16 protein-coding genes are annotated in these 14,471 nt (G+C 63.3%); 10 read left to right on the forward strand and 6 right to left on the reverse strand.

From position 1 onward, the window contains the following. Positions 1–92: 92 nt before the first annotated feature. Positions 93–311 carry a DUF1127 domain-containing protein gene (locus ACF8Q6_RS13215; RefSeq protein WP_014591954.1) on the reverse strand — a complete coding sequence of 73 codons (219 nt, stop codon included), beginning with the start codon at positions 309–311 and terminating at the stop codon, positions 93–95. Between the two features lie 96 nt (positions 312–407). Here ACF8Q6_RS13215 and ACF8Q6_RS13220 point away from each other — a divergent pair, with 96 nt between their 5' ends. Continuing rightward, positions 408–1,259 carry a LysR substrate-binding domain-containing protein gene (locus ACF8Q6_RS13220; RefSeq protein WP_003252879.1) on the forward strand — a complete coding sequence of 284 codons (852 nt, stop codon included), beginning with the start codon at positions 408–410 and terminating at the stop codon, positions 1,257–1,259. 28 nt (positions 1,260–1,287) lie between these two features. On the opposite strand, the gene ACF8Q6_RS13225 is transcribed toward ACF8Q6_RS13220, so the two are convergent. After that, positions 1,288–2,037, reverse strand: coding sequence for a sulfite exporter TauE/SafE family protein (locus ACF8Q6_RS13225; RefSeq protein WP_392490198.1), 750 nt, complete (start codon positions 2,035–2,037; stop codon positions 1,288–1,290). A 113-nt stretch (positions 2,038–2,150) separates the two neighbouring features. Here ACF8Q6_RS13225 and ACF8Q6_RS13230 point away from each other — a divergent pair, with 113 nt between their 5' ends. From ACF8Q6_RS13230 to ACF8Q6_RS13240, 3 genes are all read left to right on the forward strand, one after another. Then, positions 2,151–3,104: a LysR family transcriptional regulator gene (locus ACF8Q6_RS13230; RefSeq protein WP_098089177.1), complete on the forward strand. Its 954-nt coding sequence runs from the start codon at positions 2,151–2,153 to the stop codon at positions 3,102–3,104. A gap of 58 nt (positions 3,105–3,162) precedes the next feature. Then, positions 3,163–3,618, forward strand: a complete 456-nt coding sequence (locus tag ACF8Q6_RS13235; RefSeq protein WP_012053328.1) for a MarR family winged helix-turn-helix transcriptional regulator — start codon at positions 3,163–3,165, stop codon at positions 3,616–3,618. Between the two features lie 140 nt (positions 3,619–3,758). Next, positions 3,759–4,187: an organic hydroperoxide resistance protein gene (locus ACF8Q6_RS13240; protein ID WP_012053329.1), complete on the forward strand. Its 429-nt coding sequence runs from the start codon at positions 3,759–3,761 to the stop codon at positions 4,185–4,187. A gap of 238 nt (positions 4,188–4,425) precedes the next feature. On the opposite strand, the gene efp is transcribed toward ACF8Q6_RS13240, so the two are convergent. After that, positions 4,426–4,995, reverse strand: a complete 570-nt coding sequence (gene efp, locus ACF8Q6_RS13245; protein WP_003252871.1) for an elongation factor P — start codon at positions 4,993–4,995, stop codon at positions 4,426–4,428. Positions 4,996–5,043: 48 nt separating this feature from the next. Continuing rightward, positions 5,044–6,177: an elongation factor P maturation arginine rhamnosyltransferase EarP gene (gene earP, locus ACF8Q6_RS13250; RefSeq protein WP_392492541.1), complete on the reverse strand. Its 1,134-nt coding sequence runs from the start codon at positions 6,175–6,177 to the stop codon at positions 5,044–5,046. 129 nt (positions 6,178–6,306) lie between these two features. On the opposite strand from earP, the gene ACF8Q6_RS13255 reads away from it, so the two are divergent. Together ACF8Q6_RS13255 and ACF8Q6_RS13260 are read left to right on the forward strand one after the other, a co-directional pair. Then, positions 6,307–6,705 (forward strand): hypothetical protein, encoded by a 399-nt coding sequence (locus ACF8Q6_RS13255; protein WP_392492543.1) that lies wholly within the window; start codon positions 6,307–6,309, stop codon positions 6,703–6,705. A 2-nt stretch (positions 6,706–6,707) separates the two neighbouring features. Continuing rightward, entirely contained in the window at positions 6,708–7,178 is a 471-nt protein-coding gene (locus tag ACF8Q6_RS13260; RefSeq protein WP_392498922.1) for a transcription elongation factor GreAB, read from the forward strand. A gap of 114 nt (positions 7,179–7,292) precedes the next feature. Here the strand turns inward: ACF8Q6_RS13260 and ACF8Q6_RS13265 are convergent, their stop codons facing one another. Continuing rightward, the gene (locus ACF8Q6_RS13265; protein ID WP_017147843.1) at positions 7,293–8,231 is read right to left on the reverse strand and encodes a LysR family transcriptional regulator; all 939 of its coding nucleotides are present in this window, start codon (positions 8,229–8,231) and stop codon (positions 7,293–7,295) included. A 118-nt stretch (positions 8,232–8,349) separates the two neighbouring features. Between ACF8Q6_RS13265 and ACF8Q6_RS13270 the strand changes: the two genes are divergently transcribed. Next, positions 8,350–9,099 carry a 3-oxoacyl-ACP reductase family protein gene (locus tag ACF8Q6_RS13270; protein WP_003252861.1) on the forward strand — a complete coding sequence of 250 codons (750 nt, stop codon included), beginning with the start codon at positions 8,350–8,352 and terminating at the stop codon, positions 9,097–9,099. A gap of 38 nt (positions 9,100–9,137) precedes the next feature. On the opposite strand, the gene ACF8Q6_RS13275 is transcribed toward ACF8Q6_RS13270, so the two are convergent. Then, the gene (locus tag ACF8Q6_RS13275) at positions 9,138–10,022 is read right to left on the reverse strand and encodes a LysR family transcriptional regulator (RefSeq protein ID WP_392494440.1); all 885 of its coding nucleotides are present in this window, start codon (positions 10,020–10,022) and stop codon (positions 9,138–9,140) included. A gap of 105 nt (positions 10,023–10,127) precedes the next feature. On the opposite strand from ACF8Q6_RS13275, the gene ACF8Q6_RS13280 reads away from it, so the two are divergent. The 3 genes from ACF8Q6_RS13280 to ACF8Q6_RS13290 all read left to right on the forward strand — a co-directional run bounded on the left by ACF8Q6_RS13280 (position 10,128) and on the right by ACF8Q6_RS13290 (position 14,348). After that, complete coding sequence (locus ACF8Q6_RS13280) at positions 10,128–11,315, forward strand: MFS transporter (protein WP_392494438.1); 1,188 nt, start codon at positions 10,128–10,130, stop codon at positions 11,313–11,315. A 215-nt stretch (positions 11,316–11,530) separates the two neighbouring features. Beyond that, positions 11,531–11,911, forward strand: coding sequence for a hypothetical protein (locus tag ACF8Q6_RS13285; RefSeq protein ID WP_012053335.1), 381 nt, complete (start codon positions 11,531–11,533; stop codon positions 11,909–11,911). Between the two features lie 304 nt (positions 11,912–12,215). After that, positions 12,216–14,348, forward strand: coding sequence for a TonB-dependent siderophore receptor (locus ACF8Q6_RS13290; RefSeq protein ID WP_392494436.1), 2,133 nt, complete (start codon positions 12,216–12,218; stop codon positions 14,346–14,348). Positions 14,349–14,471: the final 123 nt, after the last annotated feature.

The raw sequence follows: 14,471 nt of genomic DNA on the forward strand, positions 1-14,471 counted from the left end.
CTTAGAAGCAAAAGCAAGAGCAAGAGCAAAAGCTGGAGCTGGAACCGGAACTGGAGCTGGAGCTGGAGCAGAAGCGACTGCCACGCATGGCATCACTTCCTCAATGGATCATCCCAGAAATGCCGCTCGGCCTCTTGCTGGATATCCGCCCGACTCAACCCCAAGTCGCGCAAGGTTGCATCACTGAGGCTGGCCAGCTCCTGACGCTGTCGGTACAACTCCAGCCAACGCGCCGGACGCTGCAAGGCCGCATGCCACAGGTAGCTCAGGGAAAAGGCAGGTTGCTGGATGCTGCTGACATGACCTTTCATCGTGAAGCCCTCCGTGTTGATGGCCTCAGTCTCACGCCAGGCATAAGATCAATCCAACGAATGTTTCTGATGCGATGCATCTCGGAGATTGATGCAATGTCCCAGTACCAGAGCCTCGACGCGGACGTCCTGCGCACCTTCGTCGCCATTGCCGAGCAAGGCGGCTTTACCCGCGCAGGCGAAGTGGTCAACCGCACCCAGTCAGCGGTCAGCATGCAGATGAAACGCCTGGAAGAAGACATTCTGCAGCGCCAGCTATTCGAACGTGATGGCCGTCAGGTGCGGCTGACCGCCGAAGGCCAGGTACTGCTGGGGTATGCCCGACGCATTCTCAAGTTGCATGGCGAGGTGTTCAACACCCTGCGCATGCCGCACATGGTTGGGCTGGTGCGCATCGGCACACCAGACGACTACGCCATGCGCTTCCTGCCGACCATCTTGTCGAGCTTTGCCCAGGCCTACCCGCTGGTGCAGGTGGAAGTGCATTGCGATTCGTCCAAGCAGTTGATGCTGCGCCAGGACCTGGACCTGACCATCGTCACCCGCGAGCCCGGCAACGAAATTGGCCAGCTGCTACGCCAGGAACGCCTGGTGTGGGCCGCGGCAGAAGGCTTTTGCCCGCACGAACAGCGGCCGATGCCGGTGGCGCTGTTCAACACCGACTGCTTCTGTCGCGCCTGGACCTGCAATGCGCTGGAGGCACAGGGCATCGATTACCGTATTGCCTACACCAGCCCAAGCCTGGCGGCAATCTTTGCCATCGTCACCGCCGGGCTGGCAGTGACCGCGCAGCTGCAGAGCCTGATCGGGGGCAACATCCGCATTCTGGGTGAGAGCGAAGGGCTGCCACAGTTGCCCATGGCCAATGTAATGCTGGTGCGCAGTACGCAGACCCCCTCGCCAATCACCGACTGCATGGCCGACTACATCGTTGAGGGTTTCAAGTGATCGGGGGCCGAAAAACGGCCCCAACCTCTCAAAGCTCAAACCCCAGCATCACCGCACAGACCACCAGGAACACACAGAACATCGCCCGCAATACCTTCTCCGGCAACGCGTGGGCCAGCTTCACGCCCCAGCTGATACTGAGCAAGCCCCCCACCGCCAAGGGAATCCCCACCCCCCAGTCAACACTATGGTGCACGCCATAGGTCACCAGCGTGACCAAGGTACTCGGCGCCGCCAGCGCCAGTGACAGCCCCTGCGCCACCACCTGAGTAGCGCCGAATACACTGGTCAGGATCGGCGTGGCCACCACGGCCCCTCCCACCCCGAACAAGCCGCCCATGGTGCCGGCAAAGCTGCCCAGCACCCCCAGCCACGGCCAGGCATGGCGCAGCTCGGCACTCGGCGGCGACACCTTCATGAACATCCGCACCACGTTCCACACCGCCAAGGCTATCAGGAAGCCGACAAAACCCAGGCGCATGGAATGCGCATCAAGCCCCACCGCCCAGATCGACCCCAGCCAGGCAAACAAGAAGCTGCACGCCGACAGCGGCAACGCATGGCGCAACGCGATGCGGTTGCGCTGGTGATACCGCCACAGCGCCAGCAGCACGTTCGGCACCACCATCACCAACGCGGTCCCCTGCGCCAACTGCTGGTCCAGGCCAAACAACACGCCCAACGCCGGAATCGCAATCAGCCCGCCACCAATGCCGAACAAGCCCCCCATGGTGCCCAGGGCAGCGCCCAGCACGATATACAACAACCACTCGATCATCAGGGCCTCGTCCGCCTGTACCAATAATGCGAGCATGCTAACGAGTGTGCGCTGGCGGGGAAACGCACAGCAGCGCACAATGGCTGTGCGTTTTTCGCAAAAGCAAGGCAGCCATGAGCCCCGATACCCTGACCGACCAATTGAGCCTGTTCCTCGATGTGCTGGAAACCGGCAGCTTTTCTGCCGCCGCCCGTCGCCACCCGCTGACCCCGTCTGCGGTAGCACGGCGCATCGACAACCTGGAAAGCGCCGTCGGCAGCCGCCTGTTCACCCGCAGCACCCACGCGGTGCGGGCCACGCCTGCAGGCAACGCCTTTGCCGAGCGGGCCAGGCGCATCATCGAGGAGTTGCGCCTGGCCCGGGCTGAAGCGGTGTCACTGAGCAATGCCCCGGAAGGCCTGATCCGCATCGACGCCCCTGCCGCGTTTGGCCGCCGCCACCTGGCCCCGGCCATTGCCGACTTCCTGGTGGCCTACCCGGGCCTGGACGTGCAACTGCGGCTGATCGACAGCTTCGTCGACCTGCAGGGCAGCCACCTGGGCGAGGTCGACCTGGTGCTGCGCGCCGGCCCCTTGGCCGACACCCGTCTGGTCGCCACACCGCTTGCCTACATGGTGCGCATCGCCTGCGCCAGCCCCGCCTACCTGGCCAGCCGCGGCATCCCCACCTGCCCCAGCGAACTGCCTGGGCATGACGGGCTGGACTGGGATGGCCTGGCGCCGCCGTTCGCCTGGCGCTTCAGTGTGGCCGGGCAAACCCGCCTGTACCGCCCCGCGCGCATGCGCATGGCTGCCAACAATGCCGAAACCCTGCTGTTCGGCGCCCTCGCCGGCCTGGGGATAGCCCACCTGCCCACCTGGCTGATCAGTGAGTACCTGCTGCGCGGCGAGCTGATCCCGTTGTTTTGCGACGGCGGCATGCCTGAAGCCGAGACCAGCGGCATTTACGCGCTACGCCTGGCACATGAAACGAACTCTCGCAGCCGTTTGCTGCTCGAATTCCTCAAGAGCCGCTTCAGCCCGATTCCACCCTGGGACCTGGCCTTGCGCAGTGAACTGCGCGATTAATTCGCGCACTGATGATCAGCGTGCCAGAATTTTCCATTGATGACTTTCAAGGACCTGCATGAACGCCGACACCCAAGCCTCTTGTGACGAGCTGCTGCTGGACAACCAGGTCTGTTTCGCCCTGCACTCCACCTCGTTGCTGATGACCAAGGTCTACAAGCCGCTGCTGCAGGCGCTGGGCCTGACCTACCCGCAATACCTTGCCATGCTCGTGCTCTGGGAGCGTGACGGCCTGACCGTGGGCGAAATCAGCCAGCACCTGCTGACCGACCCAGGCTCGCTGACCCCGCTGCTCAAGCGCCTCGAAAGCGAAGGCCTGCTGCAGCGCAACCGCAGCCGCGAAGATGAACGGGTAGTGATGGTACAGCTGACCGACAAAGGCCGCGCCCTGCAACAGCAGGCCAAAGAGGTGCCGCCGTGCATTCTCAAGGCCAGCGGGCGGAGCCTTGAGCAATTGCAGAAACTGCAAGCCGACCTGCTGAACCTGCGCGAAAACCTGCAGAAAAACCTCTGAGCGCTATGCTGTGAAATGGCCGTTCCGATGAACGGCGATGATTTATCTTGCGCACTAACTAATTGCGCGCTAATTTAAATCCCACACCAACCCCCGCCCTCCTGCAAACGGGAGCGCACAGCACATTAGCGAGGCTCAAGATGCAAAAGGTCACTCCACTGTACATCGCAGAAGCAACCTCCACCGGTGGGCGCGACGGCAAATCCCGCTCCAGCGACGGCAAGCTGGAAGTCAAGCTCAGCACCCCCAAAGAGCTGGGCGGCGCGGGCGGTGACGGCACCAACCCCGAGCAGATGTTCGCCGCCGGTTACTCGGCCTGCTTCATCGGCGCCTTGAAGTTCGTGGCCGGGCAAGAGAAGAAAGCCCTGCCGGCAGATGCCTCGATCACCGCCAAGGTGGGCATCGGCCAGATCCCGGGCGGTTTCGGCCTGGACATCGACCTGCACATCAACCTGCCGGGCCTGGCCCAGGCCGATGCCGAAGGGCTGGTGGAAAAGGCGCATCAGGTTTGCCCGTACTCCAATGCCACCCGCGGTAATGTGGATGTGCGCCTGCACGTAACCGTCTAAGGCGCAAAGGCTGGCCGCCCCCCCCCCCTGTGGGAGCGGCCTTGCGTCGCGAACGGGCCGCGAAGCGGCCCCAGGCGTTCGGCATGTAGGCAGAAATTGCCGGGGCCGCCTTGCGGCCCTATCGCGACGCAAGGCCGCTCCCACAAAAGCGCGAGCACAAGCACGCGCTGAGGATTGGGAAAACACAGGCACAAAAAAACCCGGCTTGCGCCGGGTTTTTTGCGTCTCGCAAGAAGCATTACTTCTTGGAGCGGCCTTTGAAGCTGTTGTCGCGAGTGTCGATGTCGATCCACTCGTCGATCTGGATGAAGTCGGCCACCGAGATCTCGGTACCGTTCGCCAGCTTGGCAGGCTTCATGACTTTGCCGGAGGTGTCACCGCGAGCAGCGTTCTCGGTGTAGACAACTTTACGGCTGATGGTGGTCGGCAGCTCAACCGACACCAGACGGCCTTCGAAGAACACGGCTTCGCAGACGTCTTCCATGCCTTCTTCGATGTACGGCAGAACGGCTTCGATGTCCTCGGCGTTCAGCTCGTACATGGTGTAGTCGGTGGTGTCCATGAAGGTGTACTCGTCACCATTGATGAACGACAGGGTCGCTTCTTTGCGATCCAGAATCACGTCGTCCAGCTTGTCGTCCGCACCGTATACGGTTTCGGTCTTGTAGCCGGTCAGCAGGTTCTTCAGCTTGGTCTTCATGATCGCGCTGTTACGGCCCGACTTGGTGAACTCAGCTTTTTGAACCAGCCACGGGTCGTTGTCGATCCGCAGGACGGTACCGGGTTTCAGTTCTTTACCAGTTTTCATTACGAAGTATCCGAATCTGGATGGATTTATAAAAATCGAGGCCGCGTATCATAGCGAATTTCGGTAAAAGTGTACTAGCGCTGTGGCAAGGTCCGGCTGAGCGGCCTGTCGCGCCCCCCAAAGGCGGGCATGCTGCTGCAGTTCCGGCCAATGCTGGCGGGCCGCCCGCCACGCCTGGCCCATGTCGATATTCATGTTCCAGGCACGCCACAGGCCCAGCAGGGCTGCATCGGCATCGTCTGACAGGCCGCAGCGATAATGCGCGAGGAACGCTTCGAGTTTTTCCCAATGGGCATTCTCGTCCTGCACATAGATATGCCACAGCATCGGCTGCCCCGCCCACTGCGCACGCACGAACGAGTCTTCGCCACGCACGGCATTGAAGTCACAGCTCCATAACAGCCGGTCGAAATCGTCCTGGCTGACGAAAGGCAGCACCTGAACGGTCAGCGCCCCACGGGTGCGTACATCACCCACGTGCAGCGGCCCCTCGCCCAACCACTGGCTGAGCCCCGCGACGATGCGCCCTTGCGGGACCAACAGGTGGCAGGCCTGGTCAGCTGTGGTCAGGGCATCAAGCCAGCTGCCCAACTGCGGGTTTTCATAGGCGAACAGCGAGATCAGCAGCGCACCCGGCACAAGGTCGACACCAAGCCCCTGCAAAAAGGCACGGCGCGCCTCCGCCGACTGCTGGAACGCGTCACGCCGGGCCAGCAGCGAACCCTCGCGCAGCAAACCACCCGTTTTGTCGGTAAAACCCGGGAAGAAAAATACCTTGCGCAAACCGTTGGGCTGCGGCGAAGGCAAACCATGGCAACCCTCCACCCAGTCCTCGGCACTCAGGTACTCGAGGTTGAGCCAGAGCGGCGGCTGCGGACGGGCGCGCATGGCCTCGACATACGCCGCGGGCAACTGGCAGGCGAACGCGCCGATCACCACATCGGCCGGTGCCACCGGCAACCACGCTGCCGGCCAGTGGCGCACATCCACACCGTGCTGCCACTGTTGCGCCGCCGTGGCGTCGGCGCCAGGGCACATGGGCGTGAAAGCGTTGAGGTCATCCACCCACAGGCGCACCGCCAGGCCGTGCTCGGCCACCAACTGCCGGGCCAAGCGCCAGGTCACGCCAATATCGCCGTAGTTGTCGACGACGCTGCAGAAGATGTCCCAGGTGGCTTTCATGCGCCCCTCCCGTGCGGGTGCAAAAACCGCGAATTCTGCGCATAAATTGGCGCAGACAAAAGCACCTGCGCAGAAAAATGCCCAAGCGCATGCGACAATGCACCCCTACCACGCTGCCAGGAGGCTGCCATGCCGCGCCACCGTGAACTGAAGATCACCCTCAAGCCGTTGTCGTTGATCATGTGCGTTGCCTTGGGCCTGTGGCTAGGCGCCATGGCCATTGCCGCAAGCCTGTGGCTGGCCCAGCAGTTGTGGCCACAGCAGGTGCAACCTCTGGCCCAGGTTGTAGCCCCGCACGCAGGCCGCCCCGTTGCAACGCCTGCACCGGCCACTGACCAGGATGCCCAGGCCGAGATGTTCGAACGCTACAAGGACATCCTGCACAAACAGGCGCTGCAACAGGCCGCCGATGTCGCCCAAGGCAACCCGCGCAACCTTAACAGCCCCAAGTGCCAGTTCTGGCTGCAGCAAAACCGTACCGCGCCCACCGAAAAAAGCCAGGCCAACGTGCTGGAGTTCTGTTACTGACCATGGACAAGCCCCACCTGCTGGCGCTGATTGTCGCCACCCTCGCGCATGACCTGGACGTGCTGACCCGCGCGGCGCAAACCGCCTACGAGGCCGCCACCGCCGAAGAGAACATTGCCGAGAACAAGTATGACACGCTGGGTCTGGAGGCCTCGTATCTGGCCACCGGCCAGGCCCGCCGCAGTGCCGAGATCCGCCAGGCGCTGGTGATCTACCAGCAGTTGCTGCTGCGTGATTACGACCCGGCGCGCGGTGTGCAGGTAAGCAACCTGGTGATCCTGGAAAATGAAGATGGCGGGCAGCGCCGGCTGTTTCTCGGGCCTGAGGCAGCGGGGTTGAAGATTGGCGAAGGCGACGGGTTGGTGACGGTGATTACCCCACGTTCGCCGCTGGGGCAGCTGTTGCTGGGCAAGCGGGTGGATGACGAGGTGAGCCTGGGGGCGCAGGTATCGTTCATTGTCGATGTTGTCTGAACCGGCCTCTTCGCGGGCCCGCCCGCTCCCACAAGGGTCCCACTGCCTTCAGGGCTTTGATATCCCTGTGGGCGCGGGCGGGCCCGCGAAAGGGCCGGCACAGGCAATAATTCTCTAAAGGGCCTGCAGGGCATCGAACCGCCCCGCCAGCCCCTGCTCGGCAAACTGCTCCACCACAAAATCGATGAACGCCCGGGTCTTACCCGGCAACAGCTTGTGCTCAGCGAAATACAGGCTGATATGCCCATCATCCACATACCAGTCCGGCAACACCCGCAGCAGGCGCCCGGCCAGCAAATAGGGCACGGCAAACGGCAGGCTCACCAGGGCAATGCCCAGCGCCTGCTCGGCCACCGCGCACGCCGCGTCCGAATCGCTCATGGTCATCGCCTGACGCAATTGCAGCGGCTGCTGCGCCTGCCAGCGGCTGGTCAACGGCCACGAGCGCACCCGCCCGGTCTGCGGTGACCGCACCAGGATGCCGTCATGGCGTTGCAGCGCCTGCGGGTCTTCTATCGGCGCGTGCCGCTGCAGATAAGCCGGCGCCGCCACCAACACCCGGTGCGCGGGGGTCAGCTTGCGCGCCACCACCCCTGGCGGCAGTTCGAAACCACCGCCAATCGCTGCATCGAAACCCTGGCCGATCAGGTCGACCTGGCGGTTGTCGAAATGCCAATCCGGGGTAATCGCCGGGTAACGGCGCAAGAATTCCCCCAGCAACGGCAGCACGTACAAACGCCCGAACACCGTGCCCATGCTCACCCGTAACGACCCGGCCGGCTGGCCTTCTGCACTGGCCAGGTTGGCCACGGCGTACTGAATGGTGCGAAAGCTGTCACTGACCTCGCCAAGAAAACGCTGCCCCGCTTCGGTCAAGGTCAGCTTGCGGGTACTACGCTGGAACAACCGCACACCCAGGCGCGCTTCCAGCTGCGCAACGTGCTTGCCCACCGCAGCCGGGGTAAGGCTCAGGCGCCTGGCGGCTTCGGCAAAACTGCCGACCTCGGCACTGCGGATGAAGCATTCCAACGCGCTGAATGATTCCATGGCCATGATTAGCAACCAAAGGTTTACTCTGCTGATAGTAATTACCATCTTATCAGTAGGCAATCGAGCGCCGATACTGTGCCCATCCAAGGCATTTCGGCCTGGCTTCCAGCAGGAGATCAGCATGTCCAAGCAACTTACACTCGAAGGCAAAGTGGCCCTGGTTCAGGGCGGTTCCCGAGGCATTGGTGCAGCCATCGTGCGGCGCCTGGCCCGCGAAGGCGCGCAAGTGGCCTTCACCTATGTCAGCTCTGCCGGCCCGGCTGAAGAACTGGCCCGGGAAATTACCGAAAACGGCGGCAAAGCCTTGGCCCTGCGGGCTGACAGCGCTGATGCCGCGGCCGTGCAGCTGGCGGTGGATGACACCGTGAAGGCCTTGGGCCGGCTGGATATCCTGGTCAACAACGCCGGTGTGCTGGCAGTGGCCCCGGTGACAGAGTTTGACCTGGCCGACTTCGATCGCATGCTGGCCGTGAACGTACGCAGCGTGTTCGTCGCCAGCCAGGCCGCCGCACGCTATATGGGCCAGGGCGGTCGTATCATCAACATTGGCAGCACCAACGCTGAACGCATGCCGTTTGCCGGTGGTGCACCGTACGCCATGAGCAAGTCGGCACTGGTTGGCCTGACCCGCGGCATGGCACGCGACCTCGGGCCGCAGGGCATTACCGTGAACAATGTGCAGCCCGGCCCAGTGGACACCGACATGAACCCGGCCAGTGGCGAGTTTGCCGAGAGCCTGATTCCGCTGATGGCCATTGGGCGGTATGGCGAGCCGGAAGAAATTGCCAGCTTTGTGGCATACCTGGCCGGCCCTGAAGCCGGGTATATCACCGGGGCCAGCCTGACTGTAGATGGTGGGTTTGCAGCCTGATTGAACGGTTGCCTGTGCCGCGACAACGCCGGCACAGGCTAGCCTTTGTGTGCCCCCAGGCACTGCTCCATCACGTCCAGAAAAGCCCGGGCAGCCGGTGTGGGGCTGGACGACCACACCGCATACAAGTGCCGCACCGGCGCATCCACCAACCGCGCCACTGCTACACCTTCGATGCCTTGAGCCACCCGCTCGGGCACCAGGCCGACGGCCATGCCCCGCTGCACGAACTTCTCCACCAGACGAACATGCCCGATCTCGAACTGCACCCTGCGCTGCAACCCCACCGCCTGAAACGCCTCGTCGGTCTGGCGTCGCGCCCCGGTGCCTTCGGGGAAGTCCACCAACACTTCACCTGCCAGGTCAGCCAGCGCCAGCTGTGCCCTGCCCGCCAGGCGATGCCCCAACGGCAACACCGCCACCAGTTCTTCCCTGGCCAGCAACCGATGCTGCACCCCCTGCACGACTTCGCCTTGCCACAGCCCGATAAAGCCCACGTCCAGGCGCCGCTCGAGCACATCAGCGATCAGCAATTCGCTCTTGGCCGTGAGCCAGCGCACATCCACATCCGGATAACGACCGTGGAACACCGCCAACAGGTCGACCAGGTCCAGCGCGGTGAGCGAGCTGATTTCACCAATCGCCAGCCGCCCGCGCACCTGGCCGCAGGCCGCTGCCACGTCATCGGCAATGCGCCGAGCCGCCTCCACCGCGGGCCGAGCACTGAGCACAAAGGCCTCCCCCGCAGGTGTCAGGCGTACCCGCCGCGAACTACGCTCGAACAGGCTCACCCCCAGCTGCGCCTCCAGCCGCGCCACTTGATGGCTAAGGGCCGACTGCACCACATGGCAGCGCTCCGCCGCGCGGGTAAAACTGCCGGTGTCGGCCACGGCAAGGGCATATTCGAGCTGCTTGAGGTTCATCGATCTATCTGCTTTCAAGATGAATAGGCTGAAAACTATACATTGGTGTCATGCCTGACACTTGCTGATAATCATCACCACCCACGACTGCCCCACGAGAATTGTATGCACACCCCCACTCTTAGCCGCGCCTTGATCCTGCTGATGGCCACCGCCACAGGCCTGGCCGTGGCCAGCAACTACTACGCCCAACCGCTGCTGCACAGCATCGCCCAGCAGTTTGGCTTGAGCACCGCCAGTGCCGGCAGCATCGTGATTGCCGCGCAGCTCAGCTATGGCGCCGGCCTGTTGCTGCTGGCACCGCTAGGCGACCTGTTCGAGCAGCGCCGGCTGATTACCGTGATGACCGTTGTCTCCACCTTGGGCCTGGTCATCAGCGCCTGCGCACCCAGCCTGCCCTGGCTGCTGCTCGGCACGGCGCTGACCGGGCTGTTCTCGGTGGTGGCACAGATCCTCGTGCCGATGGCAGCGACCCTGAGCGAGCCGCACCAGCGTGGGCGCGCGGTCGGCACACTGATGAGCGGCCTGCTGCTGGGCATCCTGCTGGCGCGTACTGCTGCCGGCTTTATGGCCGAGCTGGGTGGCTGGCGCAGTATCTACGTGCTGGCCGCCGTGCTGATGGCAGTTACCGCCGTGGCGCTGTACCGCAGCCTGCCACAGCACCACAGCCACGCCGGGCTGAAATACCCGGCGCTGATCGGCTCCGTGTTCCGTCTGTTCATCGAAGAGCCCGTGCTGCGCCTGCGCTCGCTGCTCGGTCTGTTGGCATTCAGCCTGTTCGCCCTGTTCTGGACACCCCTGGCGTTTCTGCTGGCGAAAGGCCCCTACCACTATTCGGATGCAGTGATCGGCCTGTTCGGCCTGGCCGGTGCGGCGGGTGCGTTGTCGGCCAACTGGGCCGGGCGCCTGGCAGACCGCGGCAAGGGCGCGCTGGGTACCACCGTGGGCCTGGTGGTGTTGCTGCTGTCGTGGGTGCCGCTGGGGTTTGCCGAACAGTCCCTGCTCGCCTTGCTGCTGGGGGTGCTGATGCTGGACCTGGCGGTACAGCTGGTGCATGTGAGCAACCAGAACGCGGTGATCGCCCTGCGGCCCGAGGCACGTACGCGGCTGAATGCCGGTTATATCACCTGCTACTTCATCGGCGGGGCGCTTGGGTCGTTGCTGGGCACGCAGCTGTTCCAGCGCCAGGGCTGGATGGGGATCGTGGTGGCCGGGCTGTTGATTGGCGGGCTGGCGTTGCTGGCCTGGGGATGGGCCGAACGCAAGCGCAAGAATGCCTTGCAGGTGGCCTGAAAAACGCTCGCTGGATTCTTCGCGGGCACGCCCGCTCCCACAGGTGTTTCACAAACCTCAGGGCAGTGATACGCCTGTGGGTACGGGTGTGCCCGCCAAGAGGCCAGCCACGGCGACAAAGTACCGCACTACCCTCCGTCGCAATGCCGTTGACTTGCCTGCCGGGGCAGCGCTCATTAAGCGCTGGAATGCCCTTTCCCTGACAGGATGAATTTATGACAAGACTCACGGTACAGTCCGGCGATTTCTTGCAAGGTGAAGGCGAGTATCGCAATGGATCGCTCACACTCAAGACCGCACGCAGCCCCTCACCCGGTGAGCGGATTTCCCTGGCACGCATCAGCGACTTGCGGCTGGCCAGCCTGGAAACCAACCGCAGCCTTGGCAGCGCCTTGGGCTGGGGCGTGGCCGGCGCCCTGGTGGCAGGGCCAGTAGGGCTGCTGGCCGGGCTGTGGTTGGGTGGCAAGGAAGAAGAAGCAACCTTTCTGGCCACCTTCAAGGATGGACGCAAGCTGATGGCCATTACCGATGGCAAGACGTGGTCGAAGATCGATGACAACTGGCGGCAGCACAAGCGGCCGATCAGGACAGGCTGACGGAATACACTGGGCCTGGATCGTTTTATGTGGAAGGCGGCTGGTAAGATGCCGCCTTTTTCATGGCCTGTGCCGGCCTCTTCGCGGGTAAACCCGCTCCTACAGGGGTATCACCAACCGGTGTATCACCTCCTGGTGCATCACCAACCGGTGTATCGCCACCCGGTGCATCACCCACGGGTGTATCGCCGCCCGGTGCATCACCAACTGGTGTATCCCAACCGGTGTACCACCAACCAGTGTAGGAGCGGGTTTACCCGCGAAAGGGCCAGTACAGGTATCGCGCATCCAGGAGCCCCACCGCATGCCCCCGCATCACCCCCGTCTGCCCCTGAGCCTGCTCAGCCTGGGCCTGGTCCTGCAGTGCCCCTCTGTGCTTGCCGAAGACAGCGTGGTGCTGGCCCCGTTGCAGGTCTCCGACACCTACGCCAATGATGGCTACCAGGTACGCCAGGCCGCGGTGGGCGGCTTCCAGCCCGCGCCACTGCTCGACACCCCCGCCTCTATCAGCGTGTTCAGCCAGCAGTTGCTGGAAGACCGCCAGGTACGCAAGCTTAGCGAAGTGTTGCAAAGCGATGCCTCGGTCGGCGAAAGTTATGCCCCCATCGGCTACTACGAAAACTTCAATGTGCGCGGCTTCGAGCTGAACGCCGCCAGTAGCTATCGCATCAATGGCCAGACCATTGCCGGCGAACAGAACGTAGCCCTGGAAAACAAGCAGCAGGTGGAATTGCTCAAGGGCCTGTCCGGGCTGCAGACCGGCGTGTCGGAGCCGGGCGGCTTGATCAACTATGTGACCAAGCGGGCCGAAGACATACGCAGCGTCACGGTATCGACCAACGAACAGGGCGAACGCTATCTGGCCACCGACCTTGGCGGCTGGTTCGGCAGCGAAAAGCAGTTCGGCCTGCGCGCCAACCTGGCCCATGAAGACATCCGCACCTACGTCGACCACGCTGACGGCAAGCGCGACTTCGCCTCGCTGGCATTCGACTGGCAGATCAACCCGGATGCCACCCTGCAGCTGGATGCCGAGTATCAACACCGCAAACAGTCGTCGGTGCCGGGTTACCAGCTGCTCGGTGGCACTGAAGTGCCACACGGCATCGACCCGGAAGACCGCCTGGCCTACCAGCATTGGGCAAAGCCCGTGCAGAACGACTCGCTGAACCTGGGCGGCCGCTTCGAATACCGCTTCAACGATACCTGGACCGGCACCTTGAGCGCCTCCCGCAGCAAAGTGGTGATCGACGACTACAGCGCGTTTGCCTGGGGTTCGAGCGAGGGGGCGTTTTTCGGCAGTAATGGCGACTACGACATCTATGACTTCCGCAGCCCCGACGATACCCGCCGTACCGACGAGGCACAGGCCATGCTCAACGGGCACTTCGATGCGCTGGGGGTGGGGCACGAGGTGACCGTGGGTACCAGTGCGCAGCGACGCACACTGGATCAGCGCCCGTACTACAACGAGTGGCTTGGTACCGGCAACATCCATACCAGCGCCCCGGACCTCGATCCGTCCGACAAACCCGTCGGCACCAGCGAACGCCGGCTGGACAGCCGCCAGTACGGCTTGTTCGTCAGCGACCGCATCAGCTTCAACGAGCAATGGCAGACTGTGTTGGGCGCCCGTGAAGTGCGCCTGGATGAAAAGACCTGGGACGAGAACGGCGTAGCCGGGCGCCATACCCGCCAATACGAGCTGCTGCCCAACGCTGCGCTTATCTACAAACCGCAGCCAAACACCACGGTATACGCCAGCTACGCCAAGGGCCTGTCTGCCGGAGGCACAGCACCCTGGTTCGCCAGCAATGCAGCTGAGATCCTTGCACCCACCACCTCCCGCCAACTGGAACTTGGCCTCAAGCACGACTGGCAAGGCCTGAGCCTGAGTGCCGCCCTGTTCCAGATCCGCCAGGCGTACCAGTACGCGCGCCCGGACGGCACCGGCAATTTCACCTACGTGCAGCAAGGCCAGCAGAAAAATACCGGCCTGGAACTGGGCGCCAGCGGTCGGGTGACCCCTAACCTGCAGGTACAGGCCAGTGCGGCAGCCATTCGGGCGCGGGTGCAGAACAGCGGCACCGAAGCCTATGAAGGGCACCAGGCGATCAACGTGCCTAAATTCCGGGCGGCGCTGCATGCGGAATATACCCTGCCGGTTCCGGGGCTGGCGCTGCTGGGCGGGGCGCGGTATAGCGCCAGCAAGTATGCGAGCCAGGCGGGCAATGTGGAGGTTGGCGGGTATACCGTGTTCGACCTTGGCAGCCGCTACAGTACCCATGTTGGCGGGTATGACACGGTGCTGCGGCTGACGGTGGATAACGTGCTGGACAAGCGATACTGGCGCGATGTGGGCGATTACCTGGGGGATAACTACCTGTTCCAGGGGGCACCGCGTACCGCTCGGCTTTCGGCTTCGATCAGTTTCTAGATTGCCGGGGCCGCTCTGCGGCCCTTTCGCGACACAAGGCCGCTCCCACAGGTGTGGACTGCTCCCAAGGGGTTGGATTGGTGTCCAACTTCTTGGGGGCACTCCAATTGCCTGTGGGAGCAA

This window comes from Pseudomonas sp. GLN_2 (assembly GCF_043106005.1).
Classification (GTDB): Bacteria; Pseudomonadota; Gammaproteobacteria; order Pseudomonadales; family Pseudomonadaceae; genus Aquipseudomonas; species Aquipseudomonas alloputida.

What these genes read in the sequence shown, in the direction of transcription:
- ACF8Q6_RS13290 (WP_392494436.1), top strand. Translation starts at nt 12,216, where the DNA reads ATGCCCCCGCATCACCCCCGTCTGCCCCTGAGCCTGCTCAGCCTGGGC.
- ACF8Q6_RS13255 (WP_392492543.1), top strand. Translation starts at nt 6,307, where the DNA reads ATGCCGCGCCACCGTGAACTGAAGATCACCCTCAAGCCGTTGTCGTTG.
- ACF8Q6_RS13280 (WP_392494438.1), top strand. Translation starts at nt 10,128, where the DNA reads ATGCACACCCCCACTCTTAGCCGCGCCTTGATCCTGCTGATGGCCACC.
- earP (WP_392492541.1), bottom strand. Translation starts at nt 6,177, where the DNA reads ATGAAAGCCACCTGGGACATCTTCTGCAGCGTCGTCGACAACTACGGC.
- efp (WP_003252871.1), bottom strand. Translation starts at nt 4,995, where the DNA reads ATGAAAACTGGTAAAGAACTGAAACCCGGTACCGTCCTGCGGATCGAC.
- ACF8Q6_RS13270 (WP_003252861.1), top strand. Translation starts at nt 8,350, where the DNA reads ATGTCCAAGCAACTTACACTCGAAGGCAAAGTGGCCCTGGTTCAGGGC.
- ACF8Q6_RS13225 (WP_392490198.1), bottom strand. Translation starts at nt 2,037, where the DNA reads ATGATCGAGTGGTTGTTGTATATCGTGCTGGGCGCTGCCCTGGGCACC.
- ACF8Q6_RS13235 (WP_012053328.1), top strand. Translation starts at nt 3,163, where the DNA reads ATGAACGCCGACACCCAAGCCTCTTGTGACGAGCTGCTGCTGGACAAC.
- ACF8Q6_RS13230 (WP_098089177.1), top strand. Translation starts at nt 2,151, where the DNA reads ATGAGCCCCGATACCCTGACCGACCAATTGAGCCTGTTCCTCGATGTG.
- ACF8Q6_RS13240 (WP_012053329.1), top strand. Translation starts at nt 3,759, where the DNA reads ATGCAAAAGGTCACTCCACTGTACATCGCAGAAGCAACCTCCACCGGT.
- ACF8Q6_RS13260 (WP_392498922.1), top strand. Translation starts at nt 6,708, where the DNA reads ATGGACAAGCCCCACCTGCTGGCGCTGATTGTCGCCACCCTCGCGCAT.
- ACF8Q6_RS13215 (WP_014591954.1), bottom strand. Translation starts at nt 311, where the DNA reads ATGAAAGGTCATGTCAGCAGCATCCAGCAACCTGCCTTTTCCCTGAGC.
- ACF8Q6_RS13285 (WP_012053335.1), top strand. Translation starts at nt 11,531, where the DNA reads ATGACAAGACTCACGGTACAGTCCGGCGATTTCTTGCAAGGTGAAGGC.
- ACF8Q6_RS13220 (WP_003252879.1), top strand. Translation starts at nt 408, where the DNA reads ATGTCCCAGTACCAGAGCCTCGACGCGGACGTCCTGCGCACCTTCGTC.
- ACF8Q6_RS13275 (WP_392494440.1), bottom strand. Translation starts at nt 10,022, where the DNA reads ATGAACCTCAAGCAGCTCGAATATGCCCTTGCCGTGGCCGACACCGGC.
- ACF8Q6_RS13265 (WP_017147843.1), bottom strand. Translation starts at nt 8,231, where the DNA reads ATGGCCATGGAATCATTCAGCGCGTTGGAATGCTTCATCCGCAGTGCC.